13 protein-coding genes and 1 tRNA gene are annotated in these 15,313 nt (G+C 64.9%); 7 read left to right on the top strand and 7 right to left on the bottom strand.

Going from position 1 to position 15,313, the window contains the following annotated elements; all coding sequences use genetic code 11:
• Nucleotides 1-6 precede the first annotated feature (6 nt).
• Nucleotides 7-4,200 (top strand): LAGLIDADG family homing endonuclease, encoded by a 4,194-nt coding sequence (locus tag RH831_RS00700; protein ID WP_310552378.1) that lies wholly within the window; start codon nucleotides 7-9, stop codon nucleotides 4,198-4,200.
• 37 nt (nucleotides 4,201-4,237) lie between these two features.
• Nucleotides 4,238-4,591 carry a DUF5830 family protein gene (locus RH831_RS00695; RefSeq protein WP_310552377.1) on the top strand — a complete coding sequence of 118 codons (354 nt, stop codon included), beginning with the start codon at nucleotides 4,238-4,240 and terminating at the stop codon, nucleotides 4,589-4,591.
• Here the strand turns inward: RH831_RS00695 and RH831_RS00690 are convergent, their stop codons facing one another.
• Nucleotides 4,592-5,464: a hypothetical protein gene (locus RH831_RS00690; RefSeq protein WP_310552376.1), complete on the bottom strand. Its 873-nt coding sequence runs from the start codon at nucleotides 5,462-5,464 to the stop codon at nucleotides 4,592-4,594.
• 93 nt (nucleotides 5,465-5,557) lie between these two features.
• Between RH831_RS00690 and RH831_RS00685 the strand changes: the two genes are divergently transcribed.
• Both RH831_RS00685 and RH831_RS00680 read left to right on the top strand, forming a co-directional pair.
• Nucleotides 5,558-5,698 (top strand) — tRNA-Met (locus RH831_RS00685).
• Between the two features lie 144 nt (nucleotides 5,699-5,842).
• Nucleotides 5,843-6,925: a HAMP domain-containing sensor histidine kinase gene (locus tag RH831_RS00680; RefSeq protein WP_310552375.1), complete on the top strand. Its 1,083-nt coding sequence runs from the start codon at nucleotides 5,843-5,845 to the stop codon at nucleotides 6,923-6,925.
• A 5-nt stretch (nucleotides 6,926-6,930) separates the two neighbouring features.
• On the opposite strand, the gene RH831_RS00675 is transcribed toward RH831_RS00680, so the two are convergent.
• Nucleotides 6,931-7,359: an RDD family protein gene (locus RH831_RS00675; RefSeq protein ID WP_310552374.1), complete on the bottom strand. Its 429-nt coding sequence runs from the start codon at nucleotides 7,357-7,359 to the stop codon at nucleotides 6,931-6,933.
• Nucleotides 7,360-7,577: 218 nt separating this feature from the next.
• Here RH831_RS00675 and RH831_RS00670 point away from each other — a divergent pair, with 218 nt between their 5' ends.
• Both RH831_RS00670 and RH831_RS00665 read left to right on the top strand, forming a co-directional pair.
• On the top strand, nucleotides 7,578-7,811 hold the full coding sequence (locus tag RH831_RS00670) for a hypothetical protein (protein ID WP_310552373.1): 234 nt from the start codon (nucleotides 7,578-7,580) through the stop codon (nucleotides 7,809-7,811).
• Nucleotides 7,812-7,852: 41 nt separating this feature from the next.
• Nucleotides 7,853-8,824, top strand: coding sequence for an aldo/keto reductase (locus tag RH831_RS00665; protein WP_310552372.1), 972 nt, complete (start codon nucleotides 7,853-7,855; stop codon nucleotides 8,822-8,824).
• Here RH831_RS00665 and RH831_RS00660 read toward each other — a convergent pair whose 3' ends face one another.
• Genes RH831_RS00660 through RH831_RS00650 form a run of 3 tightly spaced genes read right to left on the bottom strand, consistent with a single transcriptional unit; the run spans nucleotide 8,825 to nucleotide 10,799 of the window.
• Nucleotides 8,825-9,310 (bottom strand): GNAT family N-acetyltransferase, encoded by a 486-nt coding sequence (locus tag RH831_RS00660; RefSeq protein ID WP_310552371.1) that lies wholly within the window; start codon nucleotides 9,308-9,310, stop codon nucleotides 8,825-8,827.
• Nucleotides 9,311-9,334: 24 nt separating this feature from the next.
• On the bottom strand, nucleotides 9,335-10,264 hold the full coding sequence (locus tag RH831_RS00655; RefSeq protein WP_310552370.1) for a DMT family transporter: 930 nt from the start codon (nucleotides 10,262-10,264) through the stop codon (nucleotides 9,335-9,337).
• 25 nt (nucleotides 10,265-10,289) lie between these two features.
• Nucleotides 10,290-10,799, bottom strand: coding sequence for a CBS domain-containing protein (locus tag RH831_RS00650; protein WP_310552369.1), 510 nt, complete (start codon nucleotides 10,797-10,799; stop codon nucleotides 10,290-10,292).
• Between the two features lie 72 nt (nucleotides 10,800-10,871).
• Between RH831_RS00650 and RH831_RS00645 the strand changes: the two genes are divergently transcribed.
• Entirely contained in the window at nucleotides 10,872-11,486 is a 615-nt protein-coding gene (locus RH831_RS00645) for a ribonuclease H (protein ID WP_310552368.1), read from the top strand.
• 19 nt (nucleotides 11,487-11,505) lie between these two features.
• Here RH831_RS00645 and RH831_RS00640 read toward each other — a convergent pair whose 3' ends face one another.
• Both RH831_RS00640 and RH831_RS00635 read right to left on the bottom strand, forming a co-directional pair.
• Nucleotides 11,506-13,782, bottom strand: a complete 2,277-nt coding sequence (locus RH831_RS00640; RefSeq protein WP_310552367.1) for an NADP-dependent malic enzyme — start codon at nucleotides 13,780-13,782, stop codon at nucleotides 11,506-11,508.
• Nucleotides 13,783-13,841: 59 nt separating this feature from the next.
• The gene (locus tag RH831_RS00635; protein WP_310552366.1) at nucleotides 13,842-15,293 is read right to left on the bottom strand and encodes a replication factor C large subunit; all 1,452 of its coding nucleotides are present in this window, start codon (nucleotides 15,291-15,293) and stop codon (nucleotides 13,842-13,844) included.
• Between the last annotated feature and the right edge of the window lie 20 nt (nucleotides 15,294-15,313).

Here is a 15,313-nt window from a genome sequence, read left to right as displayed (position 1 = left end):
ATCGAGATGAGTACGGAGGGGACAGGGGAGTACGAACTCCCCGTCAAACGGGTCACCGGCGACACGCTCGAAACACGACTCACGGCCAACGCCTATCACAACATCCTCCCGGCACGCTACCTGAAGAAGAACGCCGACGGGGACCTCGTCGAGACCCAGGAGGACCTCTTCACTCGGGTCGCGCGGAACATCGCGCTCGCGGAGGTACCCTACGAGGCAGCGAACCGCGACCTGACGGTAACGGTGCGGCCGGACCAGGTCAAGCCGGACCACCCGCGTCGGGACGAACTCGCCGCTGAGGTCTTTGGCGAGGGGACCACCGTCGAGGACGACGTCGAGATCGAGTTGACTCCCGAGAACGTCAACAAGTTCGCCTACGAGACCGTCGTGCCCGAGGTCCCCGACGAGATTCGGGCCCACGTCGAGGATTTGGCCGCCCAGTACGAGGAGCTGATGGGCACACTCTCCTTCATGCCCAACTCGCCCACGCTGATGAACGCGGGCAACGAACTCCAGCAGCTCTCGGCTTGTTTTGTCAACTCGCCAGACGACGACCTCGCAGATATCCACGAAACGGCCAAAGAGGCCGCTTTAACGTTCCAGAGCGGGGGCGGCATGGGGTATGCATTCTGGCAATTACGGCCGTATGGCGACGCGGTCGGCTCGACCGGCGGCATCGCCTCCGGGCCGATCACGTTCATGCGGACCTTCGACCAGATGACCGAGACCATCGCCCAGGGGGGCACCCGTCGCGGGGCTCAGATGGCGGTCATGCGCATCTCCCACCCGGACGTCATCGAGTTCATCCACTCGAAGAACAAGGACGTCTCGCTGGCCCACACGCTGAAGCTCAACGATCCGGACGACCCGACTTACACCGACTTCTCCGAGGCCCTGGAGGAAGCCCGGGACCTGATCGACGAGGAGGGACGGGTCCCCGAGCACCTCCGGAACGCCGTCGAGGGCCATCTCTCGAATTTCAACATCTCCGTGGGCGTCACGGACGGCTTCATGGAGGCGCTGGCTAACGACGAGGAGTACACGCTCACGAACCCACGCACGGAAGAACCCCACATCGCGACGGCGGAGACAAAGGAGATGTACTCCCGCTACGATCTCGGGGAGTACGTCGAGGTCGGCGAGGAGCTTTCCCTGCCCGCAGCAGTCCTCTGGGAGCGGATCGTCGAGGGGGCTCACGAAAACGGCGAGCCGGGAGTCATCTATCTTGAGCGAGCGAACAAGGAGCACTCCTTCGACGTCGACGAGCATCCCGATCACCGGATGCTCGCGACCAACCCTTGTGTGACCGGTGAGACGCTGATCAGCACCGAGGACGGCCTCGTCCCGGCCGAAGAACTCTACGAGCAGGGAGTCGCACGCGACGTCGTCGTCGACAGTCGGCTCAGCGACGACGATGCGACCAAGGAAGCCAGCAGCGTGTTCAAGACTGGCGTAAAGGACGTCTACGAACTCTCCACCGAGGAAGGGTACGAACTCCGCCTCACTGCTGACCATCGGATGATGACCGACGAGGGGTGGGTAGAGGCAAAGAACCTTGAGCCAGGCGACACGGTCCACGTGCAGGACCGAAAAGGCCAGTTCGGGAACCACGGCTCCGCCGAGGAGGGCCGAGTGCTGGGCTGGCTCGTCGGAGACGGGCACCTCAAGAACGGCGAGGAACGTGCCGTTCTCAACTTCTACGACGAGGACGCCGAAATCTCCGAGCAGTTCGCCGCAGACGTCAACGACGTGGTCCGTGATCCGCGCGGCAACGCGGATTACGAGATCGGCGTCAGCGAGATTTCCCGGGGAGACGGGTATCGCGGCGCCCAGGCCATCGAACAACGGGTCCGTTCGGCACGCCTCTACGAGTACGCCGAACAGGCTGGACTCACCGACGAAAAGCTCCAGGTTCCCGAGGCGGTCATGCGAGGCAGTGAAGTGATGGCCCGGGGATTCCTCAGAGCCCTGTTCACCGCGGATGGGAGCGTTCAGGGGAACGTGGAGAAAGGCGTCTCGGTCCGTCTCACCAGCACCGACACTGACCTTCTCCAGGAGGTCCAGCAACTCCTGTTGAACTTCGGGATCTTCAGCAAGATATACGAGGACCGCCACGAGGCAGGCAGGCAGGAGATGCCCGACGGGAAGGGTGGTACGAAGACCTACGAACGCCAGGCGGACCACGACCTCGTCATCTCGAAAGATTCGCTGGTCACCTTCCGTGAGGAAATCGGCTTCCTCCGGGAGGACAAAAATGACGCGCTCGACGATCGGTTGGCCGAATACACGACCAGCCCGTACAGCGACGCCTTCGAGGCGACGGTGTCGGCGGTCGAAGCGGACGGCCACGAACCGGTGTACGACCTGACCGAGCCGGACACCCACTCCTTCGTCGCGAACGGCCTCGTCTGCCACAACTGTGGCGAGCAGCCGTTGGAGGAGTACGAGGCCTGTAACCTCGGTCACGTGAACCTCTCGACTATCGCTGCAACTGACAGTTCTGACTGGCGGGCCTGGTCGGCCGCCAACGAGGACGCCTACGACAGCCGGGAGGCGGCCATCGAAGCCTTCCTCGAGGGGGCCATCGACTGGGCGGAGTTCGACCGCCGCATCCGAATCGGGACCCGGTTCCTCGAGGACGTGGTCACGATGTCCGATTTCCCGGTCGAGGAGATCACCGAGAAGGTGCGCGCGATGCGCAAGATCGGGCTGGGGATCATGGGTATCGCCCAGCTGTTCGTCCAGCTCGGCATGCGCTATGGCTCCGAACCGGCAAACGAGGTCGCCCGCCAGCTCATGACCCACATCAACCACGAGTCCAAGCAGGTCTCCCACGAGCTGGCCCTCGAACGGGGCAGCTTCGCGGAGTGGGACAACTCCAAATACGCCGATCCGACCCGCTATGCCGAGTGGTTCGAACACCACACCGGCGAGGATCCCGAGGAGTGGGCCGAGGGCTATCCGATCCGCAACCACAACACGACGACGATCGCGCCGACCGGGACGACCTCGATGGTGGGCAACACCACCGGCGGCTGCGAGCCCATCTTCAACGTCGCCTACTACAAGAACGTCTCTGATGACGTGCAGGGCGAGGAGATGCTCGTCGAGTTCGACGACTACTTCCTCCGGACCCTGGAGGCAAACGACATCGACGTCGAGGACGTGAAAGCTGAGGCCACCGAGCAGATGGCCGCAAACGAGTTCGACGGCGTCGAGGGACTCTCGACGGTGCCTGATGCCATCGCGGAACTCTTTGTCACCTCCAGTGATCTCACCGGCAAGGAACACGCCTCGATCCAGACCGCCCTTCAGGAGGGCGTGGACTCCTCGATCTCGAAGACCGTGAACTTCCCGCGGGAGGCGACCGTCGAGGATATGGACGAAGTCCTCCGGTACATCTACGACCACGGTGGAAAGGGGGTGACCGTCTATCGAGACGGCACTCGCTCGAAGCAGGTACTCACGACCCGCGCGGACAACACCGAGTTCGCGGACATGGACGAGGCCGAGGTCGCCGAGACCATCATCGAGCAGATCGAGGACGTCTTCGGCGGGTTCGAGTCCTTCCTCGGCCGCGAGGACGTCGCCGAGCTCCTGGGAAGCGAACTCGACTCCATCGAGGGCCCGGACTACGCGGAGAAACGGGCCCGGCCCGCCGCGTTGCAGGGCGTGAGCCAGCGGATCGACACGGGCTACGGCAAGCTCTACGTGACGATCAACGAGGACGGCGACGGGCGCCCCTTCGAGCTGTTCGCGAACATCGGCCACTCCGGCGGCTTCACGAACTCGTTCACCGAGGCCCTCGCGAAGGTCATCTCGACGGCGCTGCGCTCCGGCGTGGACCCCTACGAGATCGTCGACGAACTCAAGGGAACCCGCAGCCCCAAGGTCGCCTGGGACAAGGGCGAACAGATCAACTCGATCCCCGATGCCATCGGCACGGCGATGTACCGATATCTGGAGGACGAGGTCGACAAACCCTATCCCCAGCAGGAGACCCTCGACGGCATTGAAGACAGCGGCACCGAAACTGACGGTGGCGGCGCGGTCGCCACAAATACCGAGCCGGAGGGATCCACGCAGTCGCTCATCGACGCCGGGGAGAGCCCCGAATGTCCCGAGTGTGGCTCGATGGACCTGTACTACTCCGAGGGCTGTAAGACCTGCCAGGCGTGTGGCTGGAGTGAGTGCAGCTAGGGACAAGGTTTAATCCCGATTCGTGTGGAGTTTCGCTGTGACCGACCGCGTCGAACTCGGTGTCGAACTTCTCGACCGCTTCGAGGACGTCGAACTCTCCGTCGCCGAGGTCATCGATCGCCTGGAGACCATCACGACCGACCCGCGAACGACTCGCGAGATCCTGGAACGAGCCGAAAACGAGGGGATCATCGAACGGGACTCGGGGGTCGTCTACCCCGCCGGATCGAACTACGTCAGCTTCGAGGCCGAGGTAGTCACGAAAGAGGGGGAGTTCACCTGCCGTCGCTGTGGCGCTTCGATCGCTACCGGATACTTTCTGAATCTGGAGGCGGGCGAACATGGCCCCTTCGGCTCCTCCTGTATCCGAAAAGTCACCGGGCGGGAGTGATCAGTCCTCGATCTGTGATCGCAGCGTTTCGAGCCGCGAACGTTGGTCCTCGATCGCCGCGAGTTGTTCTTCGAGGAGTGTCTCCTGGTCGTCGAGGGCCGCTTCCAGTTCGTCGAGTTCCTCGCGGATCGACTCGGTATCGACCGCCGAAACGAACGCGGCCGACTCCGCTGGCTCCGGTTTGCCAGCAGTCGTCGATTCCTCGTTCGTGTCTGGCTCCTCGTCTTCCTCCGCCGGCCGAACAGCCGCCTCGAAGGCCGCCTGGTCTTCCACCTCGTAGAACTGGTAGATGGCGTCCCGGACCGTCTCGTCCACTCGTCGGAACCCCTCGTTCGGGGTTTTGATTCGCTCGGTTCGGTCCGGTGTCGAGATCACGAGTTGGGAAGCCACACTGCCCTTCTCGGTTTCGAGGCCCTGGACCGACTCGTAGGTGACTGCCACGTACTCCTCGTCCCAGACCGCCGCGCCCACGTGTTTGACCAGCCGACGGCTCGTCACCACGAGTGTCAGTTCGCCGAAACGGTAGGTCGCACTGACTGTCTCCCCGGGTTCGATGACGCCCCTGGCACGGAACACGCCCGCGAGAATCGGGTGAAGCGAATCGGAGACGTACTTCTCCGGGACGGTGAGCGACCGTGTCCCGTCGGTCCCATAATCGAACGTGATCGTGGACTTTCGCCGCCCTTCCTCGGCGGTCACCCGTTCTGCATCGTGTGGATAGGATTCGATCGATTCGTCGCTGAGAAAGCCCTCTGCCCCGTAGTGAATCGTCCGGGTCGGGGTGACGTACAACGCGTCTTCGCCCTTGAGCGAGACGGTCGCCGACACCGTCTCGTCCCCCAGGGCCTCCGCGACGGCCGACGGTACGTTCATGTTGGCAGGTCTTCCCCCGCCGTGATAAACTCGGCGGGTCGCCCCATCGGAGATACAAAGGTTTTAGGGGACCAGTGACTAAGCCGGGCGTGAGCCCGGGTGGCTTAGTGGTCATAGCGCCGCACTCATAGGGTTTCGAGATTCGGTGCGGCCATCGGTGGCTCGCATCTCAGGTCGACCGAGCCTTGGACCTGGGACATGCGGAGGTCGAGGGTTCGAACCCCTCCCCGGGCACTTTCGACTCGAAGTTACTGTCCTGTCAGGTACCCGTCCGACCGACCAGATCTCCCCACACCGATTCACCCTGCACCGGTCGCTGTTTTCTCGATTGATAGCTCGGGACGAGGATTTATACACGGTTGAAAATAACCGGGTGGCGTGTCTTTGCAAACCGATCTGCTGGGCTCGTCGCTTTCGTCGATTCGGACAGCGGTCGGCCACCTCGTCGACACGGCCTCCCCGGTGGGTGGCTGGCTGCTCGTCGGCTCCGGCATCGGCCTGACGGCTCTCTCGGAGCTTGTCTTTTTCGTCTACGGGAACGCCTATCCGAGTATCCGGGTTCTCGAGTTGTTGCTCCCCATGGCCGTCGGTGTTGGGCTCATCTGGTTCGGATTTCAGTCCCGCCAGCACGCGTTTTCCTCCTGGCAGATCGCCGTCCTCGGGTTGTCCGTCCTCCTCGGGATGGGCGTGTTCGTCGTCATCGCGACCTACATGCGGCTCCTCCTCAGTCTGGAACAGCCCCTGCCGGCCGAGCCGCTGTATCTCCTGTTGAACGCGATGGCGATCGGCGCGGTACTCAACTTCGTGTATGCCTACCAGTATCTCAAAGTCCGGGACCGGGCCGACCGGCTGGCGGTCCGCCGGGATCGACTCGTCGGTGTCATCTCACTCGTCTCACACGATATCCGCAATCCGCTGACCGTCGCCAAGGGGTATGCCGACATGGCCGGGGAACACGCCGCCCCGCTCGTCGTGGCCCTCGAACGCATCGAGACGATGGTCCAGGAATTGCTCGCGCTCGCACACAGCACCCAGTCCACGGCGGCACTGGAACCGGTTGCGGTGGCGGCCATCGCCCGGGAGTCCTGGGGCGTAGTCGAAACCGAAGCTGCCGATCTGGAGATCGCGGCCGAGACCGAGGTTCTGGCCGAACCGGATCAGCTCCGACACCTCTTCGAGAACCTCTTTCGAAACGCAATCGAACACGGCGGCACGGCAGTTACCGTGAGGGTCGGGGACTTCGCGGGTGGGTTCTACGTCGCGGACGACGGCCCCGGAATTCCCGAGTCGGACCGGGAAACGGCCTTCGAGCCCGGCTACACGACCGCCGAGAGCGGGACCGGTCTGGGACTCAACATCGTCCAGGAGATCTGTGTGGCACACGACTGGGACGTGGCCGTCACCGACAGCCGGGCGGGTGGGGCCCGCTTTGAGTTCGAAGGCGTCGAGTTCCCCGATTGAGCCGCTTAACTCCCTGTTTTCACCACTACGGTGTTCCCGATCACGTCCCCGAGTCGCTGCCCGTCATCCGAGCGATAGATGAGAACCCCACCCAGTAGATACGCGGTCGGCAGCGCGTCGACGACCCGCAACAGGTTTCTGAGGACGGCCGCTGATACGCCAGCGGGCCGCCCGTCCCGCTGGACGACGGTGATCCCGAACAGTCGCTTGCCGGGTGTCTGTCCGCTGATCCCCTCGAAGACGACGAAGTAAGCCAACGCAAGCGGCCAGACCAGGAGTCCGAGCACCCCTACGAACCTGGGAGCGACGGTGACGGTAAGCCCACCCAGGACCGCCAGAGCGATAGTGAGGAGCACAGCGTCGACGGCGAAGGCGAGCAGCCGGGCAATTAGGGTGTCGTTTCTCGTTTCGAGTCGTGGGTTCGATCGCACCATGGGCCTGGTTGGCCCTGCTTTCGTACTTAAACATCTGGGCCGGGTTTCCGGTCTCCCGTTCGGCTCCGAGCGCCCTCGATAAATCGTCTCGGGGCTGGAAATGGATCGATTAAACGATCTAAAAGGCCGCGATCCGGGGTGAAGAGAACTGAACTGGGGGAAACGTTCTGGCGGCTATATGGGCCTCTGGCCGCTACAATTTGGTAGCGGTGGTCCCCATGTCCAGTCCCTCCCACACCCACGATCCGACCGGTGCATCGCCACCCGGGCACGGCCCGCTCCTGCGTCCACTCGAGGCCGTGGGATTCTGGGCCGCCGTTGCGCTTCCCTTCATCTACGTGCCGCTCATTCTGCGGGGTCTCGACACGTCGAGTATGCAGTTGACCGTCGCCGTGTTGATTGCGGTTCATCTGCTGGCACTGATCGCCGGCCACCGGTACAACGCCGACTGAGAACGGGACTTTTTATCTCGGTCGGGGCCGTCTTCGAGTGCATGGAACTGGGGACAGTCCCGCTCGGACGGACCGGTACGCGGGTCTCCGAGATCGCGTTTGGAACCTGGCGGTTCGGCCGCGAGGACGACACGGGGGCGATCGAGATCGATCGCGATCAGGCCCACCGACTGCTTGACGCCTACGAGGCGGCCGGCGGTCGGTTCATCGACACCGCTGACATGTACGGCGACGGCCGGGCCGAGGCCTATATCGGGGACTGGCTCGCGGAACGCGATCGCGAAGACTTCGTCGTGGCCTCGAAGATCTACTGGCCCACTCGTGGCAACGATCCGAACGGTCGGGGGCTGGGTCGCAAGCACCTCCGGCGACAGATCGACCGGATCCGAGACCGGCTTGGCACCGACTACGTCGACGTGCTCTACATCCACCGCTGGGACGACACCACGCCCGCCCCGGAGTTCATGCGAACGCTGAACGATTTCGTCCGGCGAGGGGCCGTGAACTACCTTGGAGCCTCCACACTGGAGCCAAACGCCTGGAAGGTCGTCAAGGCAAACGAGATCGCCCGGCGGGAGGGCTACGAGCCCTTCAAAGTGGTCCAGCCGCGGTACAACGCGGTCAACCGGGAGATCGAAGGGACCTATCTGGACATGTGCCGGGATTACGACCTCGGAATCATCCCCTGGTCCCCGCTGGCCGGGGGCTTCCTCAGCGGGAAGTACACCCGTGGCGAAACACCACCGCCCGGCTCTCGGGGGGCAACTGACGAGCAGTTCGTCGACTCCTATCTCACTTCGGAGAACTTCGACGTCCTGGAGGAAGTCGAGGCAGTCGCGGCCGAGGTCGAGGCCTCCCCGGCTCAGGTGAGCCTCGCCTGGCTGCTGGCCCACGAACAGGTAGTCGCGCCAATCGCCGGCGCGACCTCCATCGATCAACTCGAAGAGGACCTCGCAGCGACCGAGATCAGCCTGTCCGCCCGGCAGGTCGAACGGATCGCGAACGCCAAGTAGCTACGCCGGTCGCTCGAAGACCGCTTCCGGGTACTGATTCGAGTCGATCGTGGTCCGCTCGGTATCGACCTGCTCGAAGCCCCGGGATCGGTACAACTCGGTCACGTGATCGTTCGCCTTCAGGGCTGTTCCTCGAAGCGTTTTCGCTCCGTCCGCCGCAAACGCCTCCTCGATCGCGTCGAAGAGTGCCGTTTCCACGCCCGCCTCGCGGTGGGCGGGATCGACGTGTAATCGGAGAATCGTCCCCGTCTCGCCGGCCCGGTGGCCGTGAACGAATCCGACGGCCTCACCGTCCTGCAGGGCGACCAGCAACTCGGTGCCGGGATTCGAGAGTTCCATCTCGACGACTGGATCGCCGTACCAGTGGGCGACGCCCGACTCGATGGTGTCCTCGGAAAGCGTGTCCGGGTAGTCGGCTCGCCAGGCGGCCTCGGCCACCGCGCGGATCGATTCGATGTCCGACGTCGTGGCGTCTCGAATGTCCATAGCGGTCGTTGAACGGGGAGCCCCTTAGCGGTCGCGTCCGAGCGCCGGCAGTCGATCGCCCAGCGCACGGCCGATCGCCTCCCGTTTGATCAGCCAGAACCCCGCCACGATGATCGCAAACCCGACCGCGGTGGCGGCAGACACCGACTCGTCGAGAACCAGCCACCCGGTGAGGGCCGCCCAGATCGGGGCCAGATACGAGACGAGGTTGATCTCGACGGGCCCCAGCCGATCCAGCAGGTCGAAGTAGATGAGAAACCCGATCGCACTGGCGACCACGGAGAGATAACCGAGCGCGAGCAAGGCCTCGCCGGACCAGACGACTGCGTCGAGGCGTTCGCCCAGACCGGCGCTGATCCCGTGGAGCATGATCGCCCCCAGAACCATCGACCAGGCCTCCATCGTCTCGATCGGGAGGGCAGCGTCCACGGCCGTCGCGAGGACACTCCCCAGCGCGAAACTCACGGCAGCCAGAAACACCAGGAACTCGCCGATGCCACTCCCCAGCAGTGCGGCTGGATCGGGCTGGGCGATGACGACGACACCCAGGAGCCCGAGGAACAGGCCGACCGTGCCCAGCCGCGAGAGCGCTCGTCCGGGGAGCAACACGCGAGCGAACCCGGTGGTCAAGATCGGGCTCAGGCTCACGACGACGGCGGCCACCGCACTCGTGGTGTTCAACTCGCCGACGAAGAGGAAGGCGTGGTACCCGGCGATCATGAAGGCCCCGCCGACCAGTACCACGATCCAGCCGGCCCGCGATTCGGGCCGCCACTGGTCGGTGGCCACGATCGCGTAGCCCAGCATGAGGATGCCCGCGAGGTCATAGCGAAACGCGGCAAAGAGGACCGGCGTGTCCCCAAAGGGGCCGAGTCCGGCCTTGATCGCCATGAACGCCGTGCCCCAGATGGCCGACAGGAGAAGCCACGCGAGGGCCTGCCTCGTTTTCGACACGTTCGGTACTACACACTCGATACTTTCAGGGTTCCGACTCCCCGCCGAGCCCGCCCGTCCGGTGGAGGTACGAGAGCACGTCCTGTCGGGTGATGATGCCCTCGACGAAGCCGTCCTGTACCACGGGGACCCGATTGACGTTCGGCTCCGGCCGGGCCAGGATCTCGATGACCGTCTCGATGTCCTCCGCCGGGCCGACGGTGACGACGTCCTCGGTCATCACCGTGCTGATCGGGTCCCCGGCGTGACGGGCCAGATCGATCTCCAGGTCCAGATCGCCGAAGGAAGCCTCGATGGCGTAATCAACTGGCTCCAGGAAGGGCGGCAGCCCCACCGGAATCCAGAACGTGCGATCGCTTGGCTCGAAGATGTCCACGAGGTCCCGCTGGGTCACGATTCCGACCAGCCGACCGTCGTCGTCCACGACGGGGAAGCCGTTGAACGGTCGCTGGGACATCTTCTTGAGTACTTCGCCGACGGAGTCATCGTGCTGGACGGTCTCGACGTCGGCCGTCATCAACTCGCGAGCCTGCATATACCTGTCATCGTGGCCGGGGACTATCAGTTTTGGCGAGCGGTTTATGTAATCGGGCCCACAAGCGGGCATATGGCCTCCATGGGCCGGCCACGACTGCGTGACCTTTTCGACGAGTCACCCACGCCGCACATCGCCCACCCGCCACACACCCACCGCCGCGATTACTACGTGGCGACCGACGGCTCCTTCGAGTCGACCGGTGCCGGACTGGGCGTGATCATCGAGACCGCGAGCGGCAAGCGGGTCGCCAGGCTCGCCATCCCCGACGGGGCTCCCGACAACAACGTCGCTGAGTATCGGGCGCTCCACCTCGGGCTCGACGCGCTTGCAGCCCGGGCCCCGGAATCGGCTGCCGTCGGCGTCCTCGTCGATCACGACGACCTGGCGAGCAACGTCAACGCCGCCGTGTTGGCCGGCCGGGACCGCGAATTTCGAACCGTGGCCGGCCTGAGTCACCCGCCGGGAACGGCCCACCACTGGCGGGGGATTCGGGCCCGAATCGCCGGCTTCGAGACGGTCCGGGCCGCCGCCGTCGCGAGCGGGCAGAACCCGGCCCACCCGCTGGCGAACGCGCCAGAAGAGTATGCACACGTCAACCGGAATACTGCCAGCGGTCGGCCCACACGGCAGTCGACCGACCAGGTTCCCCCTCCCTCGCGAGCGGATCGACACGCCGGGGACTAGTCAGCGATTCGGTAGGGAGTCAGCGTCCCTTCGTCGAGGGGCCGTTCTGGGCGTCGACCACCGCCACGGCCGCGAGGTTCACGATGTCATCGACTGAGTCCCCGCGCTGGAGGACGTGCACCGGCTTGTCCATCCCGACGAGCATCGGACCAATGGCCTCGGCCTCGCCCAGTCGCTGGAGGAGTTTGTAGCCGATGTTTCCCGCTTCGAGGGTCGGAAAGACCAGGACGTTCGCCGGTTTTTCGAGGTCCGAAAAGTCGTAGGTTCCCGACAGCATGTCCTCGACGAGGGCCGTGTCGGCCTGCATCTCACCGTCGACCGGGAAGTCGATATCGGCCCGCTCGCGCAGTCGCGTCGCGGCGTCGCGGGGCACCTGGGTGGCCGCGTCGTCCACGCTGCCGAAGTCGGAATAGGAGAGCAGCGCCACCCGTGGTTCGACGTTAAACTCCCGGGCCAGGGCGGCGGTGTGTTCGGCCACCTCCTCCAGACACGCGGCCGAGGGGTCGCGGTTGACCGTGGCGTCGGCCACGAACACCACCCGGTTCTGGAAGGTGAGCATGTAGACCCCGGCCGCGAAATCCGCCTCCGGGGCCGTCCCGATCACCTGGAGAGGCGGCCGGAGCGCGGAGGGATAGTGGTAGGTCAGCCCGGTGAGCATGGCATCGACCTCGCCACGCTCGACGAGCACGCTCGCCAGGTAGTTCGGGTCCCGTCTGACGAGTTCCTGGGCCTCGTTGCGGGTCATCCCCTTGCGCTGTCGGTGCTCGTAGAGGAACCGTGCCTGTTCGGAGAGGTCCGCCTGCTGGGGGTCCAGAATCTCGGGTTCGTACTCGATGCCTAGCTCGTCGATCTGGCGGTCGATCGCCGTCGTCTCCCCGATGAGCACTGGCTCGGCGATGCCCGCATCGGCCATCTGGTTGGCCGCTCTGATCGTCTTCTCGTCCCCGCCCTCCGCGAGGGCGATCCGCTTCGGGTCGGCCATGGCCTTGTTGTAGATGATCCGCATCATCTCGCGGGACTTGCCCAGCCGGGCTTCGAGTGACTCGCGATACGCGTCGAGATCAGTGATCTCCCGACGGGCCACCCCGGTCTCCATGGCCGCCTCGGCCACGGCGGGTGCGACCCGGAGGAGCACTCGTGGGTCCAGGGGTTTCGGAATCACGTATTCGGGGCCGAACTGGAGGGGCTGGTCGCCGTAGGCCTGAACGACCTCGTCGGGGACGTCCTCCCGGGCGAGGGTCGCCAGTGCCTCGGCGGCAGCCACTTTCATCGCCTCGTTGATCTGGGTCGCGCGCACGTCGAGTGCTCCCCGGAAGATGAAGGGGAACCCGAGGACGTTGTTGATCTGGTTCGGGAAGTCAGACCGCCCGGTGGCCGCGATCACCGTATCCTCGCGGGCCGTCTTGGCGTCCTCGTAGCCGATCTCGGGGTCGGGGTTCGCCATGGCGAAGACCATCGGGTTCGGGGCCATCGACCGGACCATCTCCGGGGAGACGATCCCGCCGACGGAGAGCCCGACGAAGACATCAGCTCCCGCCATGGCGTCGGCGAGGTCGCCCGCGGGCCGGTCCTGCGCAAACGCGGCCTTATACTCGTTTACGTCCCCGGCGTCGACGCGATCCTGGGTGATGATGCCCGTCGAGTCACACATGGTGACGTTCTCGCGTGGGACCCCCAGAGCCGTGTAGAAGCGGGCGGTCGCGATGGCACTCGCCCCCGCTCCGGAGATCACCACTTCGAGGGACTCCAGTTCTTTGTCCAGAATTTCGGCCCCGTTCAGGAGGCCCGCGCCGGTGATGATCGCCGTCCCGTGCTGGTCGTCGTGAAACACCGGGATGTCCATCTGCTCACGGAGCCGTTCCTCGATCTCGAAGCAGTCCGGGGCCTTGATGTCCTCCAGGTTGATGCCGCCGAACGTCGGCTCCATCGCGAGGATCGCCTGGACCAGGGTGTCCGGGTCGTCGAGATCGAGTTCCACGTCGAAGACGTCGATGTCCGCAAAGCGCTTGAAGAGCACTCCTTTCCCCTCCATGACCGGTTTGGCCGCGTCGGCGCCGATGTCCCCCAGTCCGAGCACGGCACTGCCGTTCGAGATGACCCCCACCAGGTTGCTCTTGGCGGTGTAGGTGTAGGCGTCGGTCGGGTCGGCCGCGATCTCCTCACAGGGGGCGGCGACCCCGGGCGAGTAAGCCAGACTCAGATCTCGCTGGGTGTTCGTCGGCTTCGTCGTCGCTATCGAGATTTTTCCCGGCGGGTCCCGGGCGTGATACTCCAGCGCGTCCTCGTCGAGTCCCATGTGCTCCCAACCCGGCCCCGGCAGCAAAAGTCTACCCGCTCAGCAGCGGACGACCCCGATCAAAAGAAGTCGTCCAGGCCGGACTGAGAGTCGTCCTCCTCCTCTTCGTCTTCCGCAGCCGGCCCGGATTCGGGCGGCTCTTCGGTGTCCTCGGCCTGTTCTGCTGGCTCCGTCTCGACCCCTTCGGACTGGGACCCATGGCTCCCCGCAAAGGCCCCTCCGGAGTGCTCGACGGCGGCTTCCTCCCGGAGCGAGCGAGCGTCCTCGACGATCGACTGGACCTTGTTCGTGTCCTCGCCGCTGCCCGTGACGAAGGCCACGTGTGACTCGTCGAGCTCGTAGGCTGCGGCCATGGTGACGGTCAACTCTCGGTTCTTGCAGTGATGGGTCATCGCCGCGAGATAGGGGAGGACTGCTCGCCGGGCCGTCCCCATGCTCATGCCACCGACTTCCGCGATTTTCCGGGCCACGTAGTCGCGGGTCTCCCGCGTGCCTCGCGAGCGGCCGAGCTTCGACCAGTAACTTGGCGGACCGTAGCGTGTCCAGCCGCCTTTCTTCCCCTCACGCGCTGCGGCCACTCCCGCGACGGCGTTGTCGCTCACGTATCGCCAGTAGCTGTAGTCCTGGGTCGCCCGAACCCGACCGAGCCACCGGTCGCCGGTCGCGAGCGCGTCGTAGGCCCGGGCCAGTTCTGCCCCCTCGTAATCCTTGGGCATGTTGTCCTCGATCCAGTGGATCAGATCGTCGGGGGTCTCGTCCACGTCGTACCCGGTCTTGAGCGCCGTTTCGGCGTCCCCTTCCTTGAGAACGACATCCAGGAACGGGAAGATATCCGCCGTCGAGTCCCGATCGCCCGTGACCACGTCTTCGGCCGTGAGGGTCTGGTGCTCCTCGGCCAGGGCCTGCAGGTCGTTGATGGCCGAGCGCAGGTCTCCATCGTTCTTTTCCGCGATGGCCTCCAGGGCTGTGTCCTCGTAGGTCACGTCCTCGCGACGGCAGATGTCACGGAGCACGGGCAGAATCGAGCGCTTCGAGACGTCCCGAAACTCGATGTCCCGGCAGGCGTTTCGCAGGCCTCTGGACATGTCGTAGAACTCGTTTGCGATGAGCACGACCGGCTGGGTCGCGTCTTTGACCAGCCGCGTGATCGCTCCCGTTCCGCCCCGGTCGACGGTCCCGTGGAGGTTGTCGGCCTCGTCGAGAATGATGAGTTTGCGACCACCCGTGCCGCCGCCGAGCGTGCCGGTGCGGGCGGCTTCCCCGGCCACGTGGTCGATGATGTCCCCGGTTCGCTGGTCGCTCGCGTTGAGTTCGACGGCGTCCCAGCCCTTGTCCGCGGCCAGCGCGTGGGCTGCGGAGGTCTTGCCGATACCTGGTGAGCCATGCAGGATGACCGCCTCGCGGTGGTCCGGCCAGGTGTCGGCCCACTCCTCGAACTCGTCGCGGGCCGAGTCGTTCCCGCGGACCTCGCCGAGTGTCGTGGGCCGATACCGTTCGGTCCAATCCGCCATTACCCACTATTGCTGGGTCC

Origin of the sequence: Halodesulfurarchaeum sp. HSR-GB (genome assembly GCF_031432215.1) — an archaeon.
Classification (GTDB): Archaea; Halobacteriota; Halobacteria; order Halobacteriales; family Halobacteriaceae; genus Halodesulfurarchaeum.
This window is presented reverse-complemented; position numbering and strand designations above follow the sequence as displayed.

What these genes read in the sequence shown, in the direction of transcription:
- RH831_RS00700 (WP_310552378.1), top strand. Translation starts at nt 7, where the DNA reads ATGAGTACGGAGGGGACAGGGGAGTACGAACTCCCCGTCAAACGGGTC.
- RH831_RS00690 (WP_310552376.1), bottom strand. Translation starts at nt 5,464, where the DNA reads ATGAACGTACCGTCGGCCGTCGCGGAGGCCCTGGGGGACGAGACGGTG.
- RH831_RS00675 (WP_310552374.1), bottom strand. Translation starts at nt 7,359, where the DNA reads ATGGTGCGATCGAACCCACGACTCGAAACGAGAAACGACACCCTAATT.
- RH831_RS00670 (WP_310552373.1), top strand. Translation starts at nt 7,578, where the DNA reads ATGTCCAGTCCCTCCCACACCCACGATCCGACCGGTGCATCGCCACCC.
- RH831_RS00665 (WP_310552372.1), top strand. Translation starts at nt 7,853, where the DNA reads ATGGAACTGGGGACAGTCCCGCTCGGACGGACCGGTACGCGGGTCTCC.
- RH831_RS00660 (WP_310552371.1), bottom strand. Translation starts at nt 9,310, where the DNA reads ATGGACATTCGAGACGCCACGACGTCGGACATCGAATCGATCCGCGCG.
- RH831_RS00650 (WP_310552369.1), bottom strand. Translation starts at nt 10,799, where the DNA reads ATGCAGGCTCGCGAGTTGATGACGGCCGACGTCGAGACCGTCCAGCAC.
- RH831_RS00645 (WP_310552368.1), top strand. Translation starts at nt 10,872, where the DNA reads ATGGCCTCCATGGGCCGGCCACGACTGCGTGACCTTTTCGACGAGTCA.
- RH831_RS00640 (WP_310552367.1), bottom strand. Translation starts at nt 13,782, where the DNA reads ATGGGACTCGACGAGGACGCGCTGGAGTATCACGCCCGGGACCCGCCG.
- RH831_RS00635 (WP_310552366.1), bottom strand. Translation starts at nt 15,293, where the DNA reads ATGGCGGATTGGACCGAACGGTATCGGCCCACGACACTCGGCGAGGTC.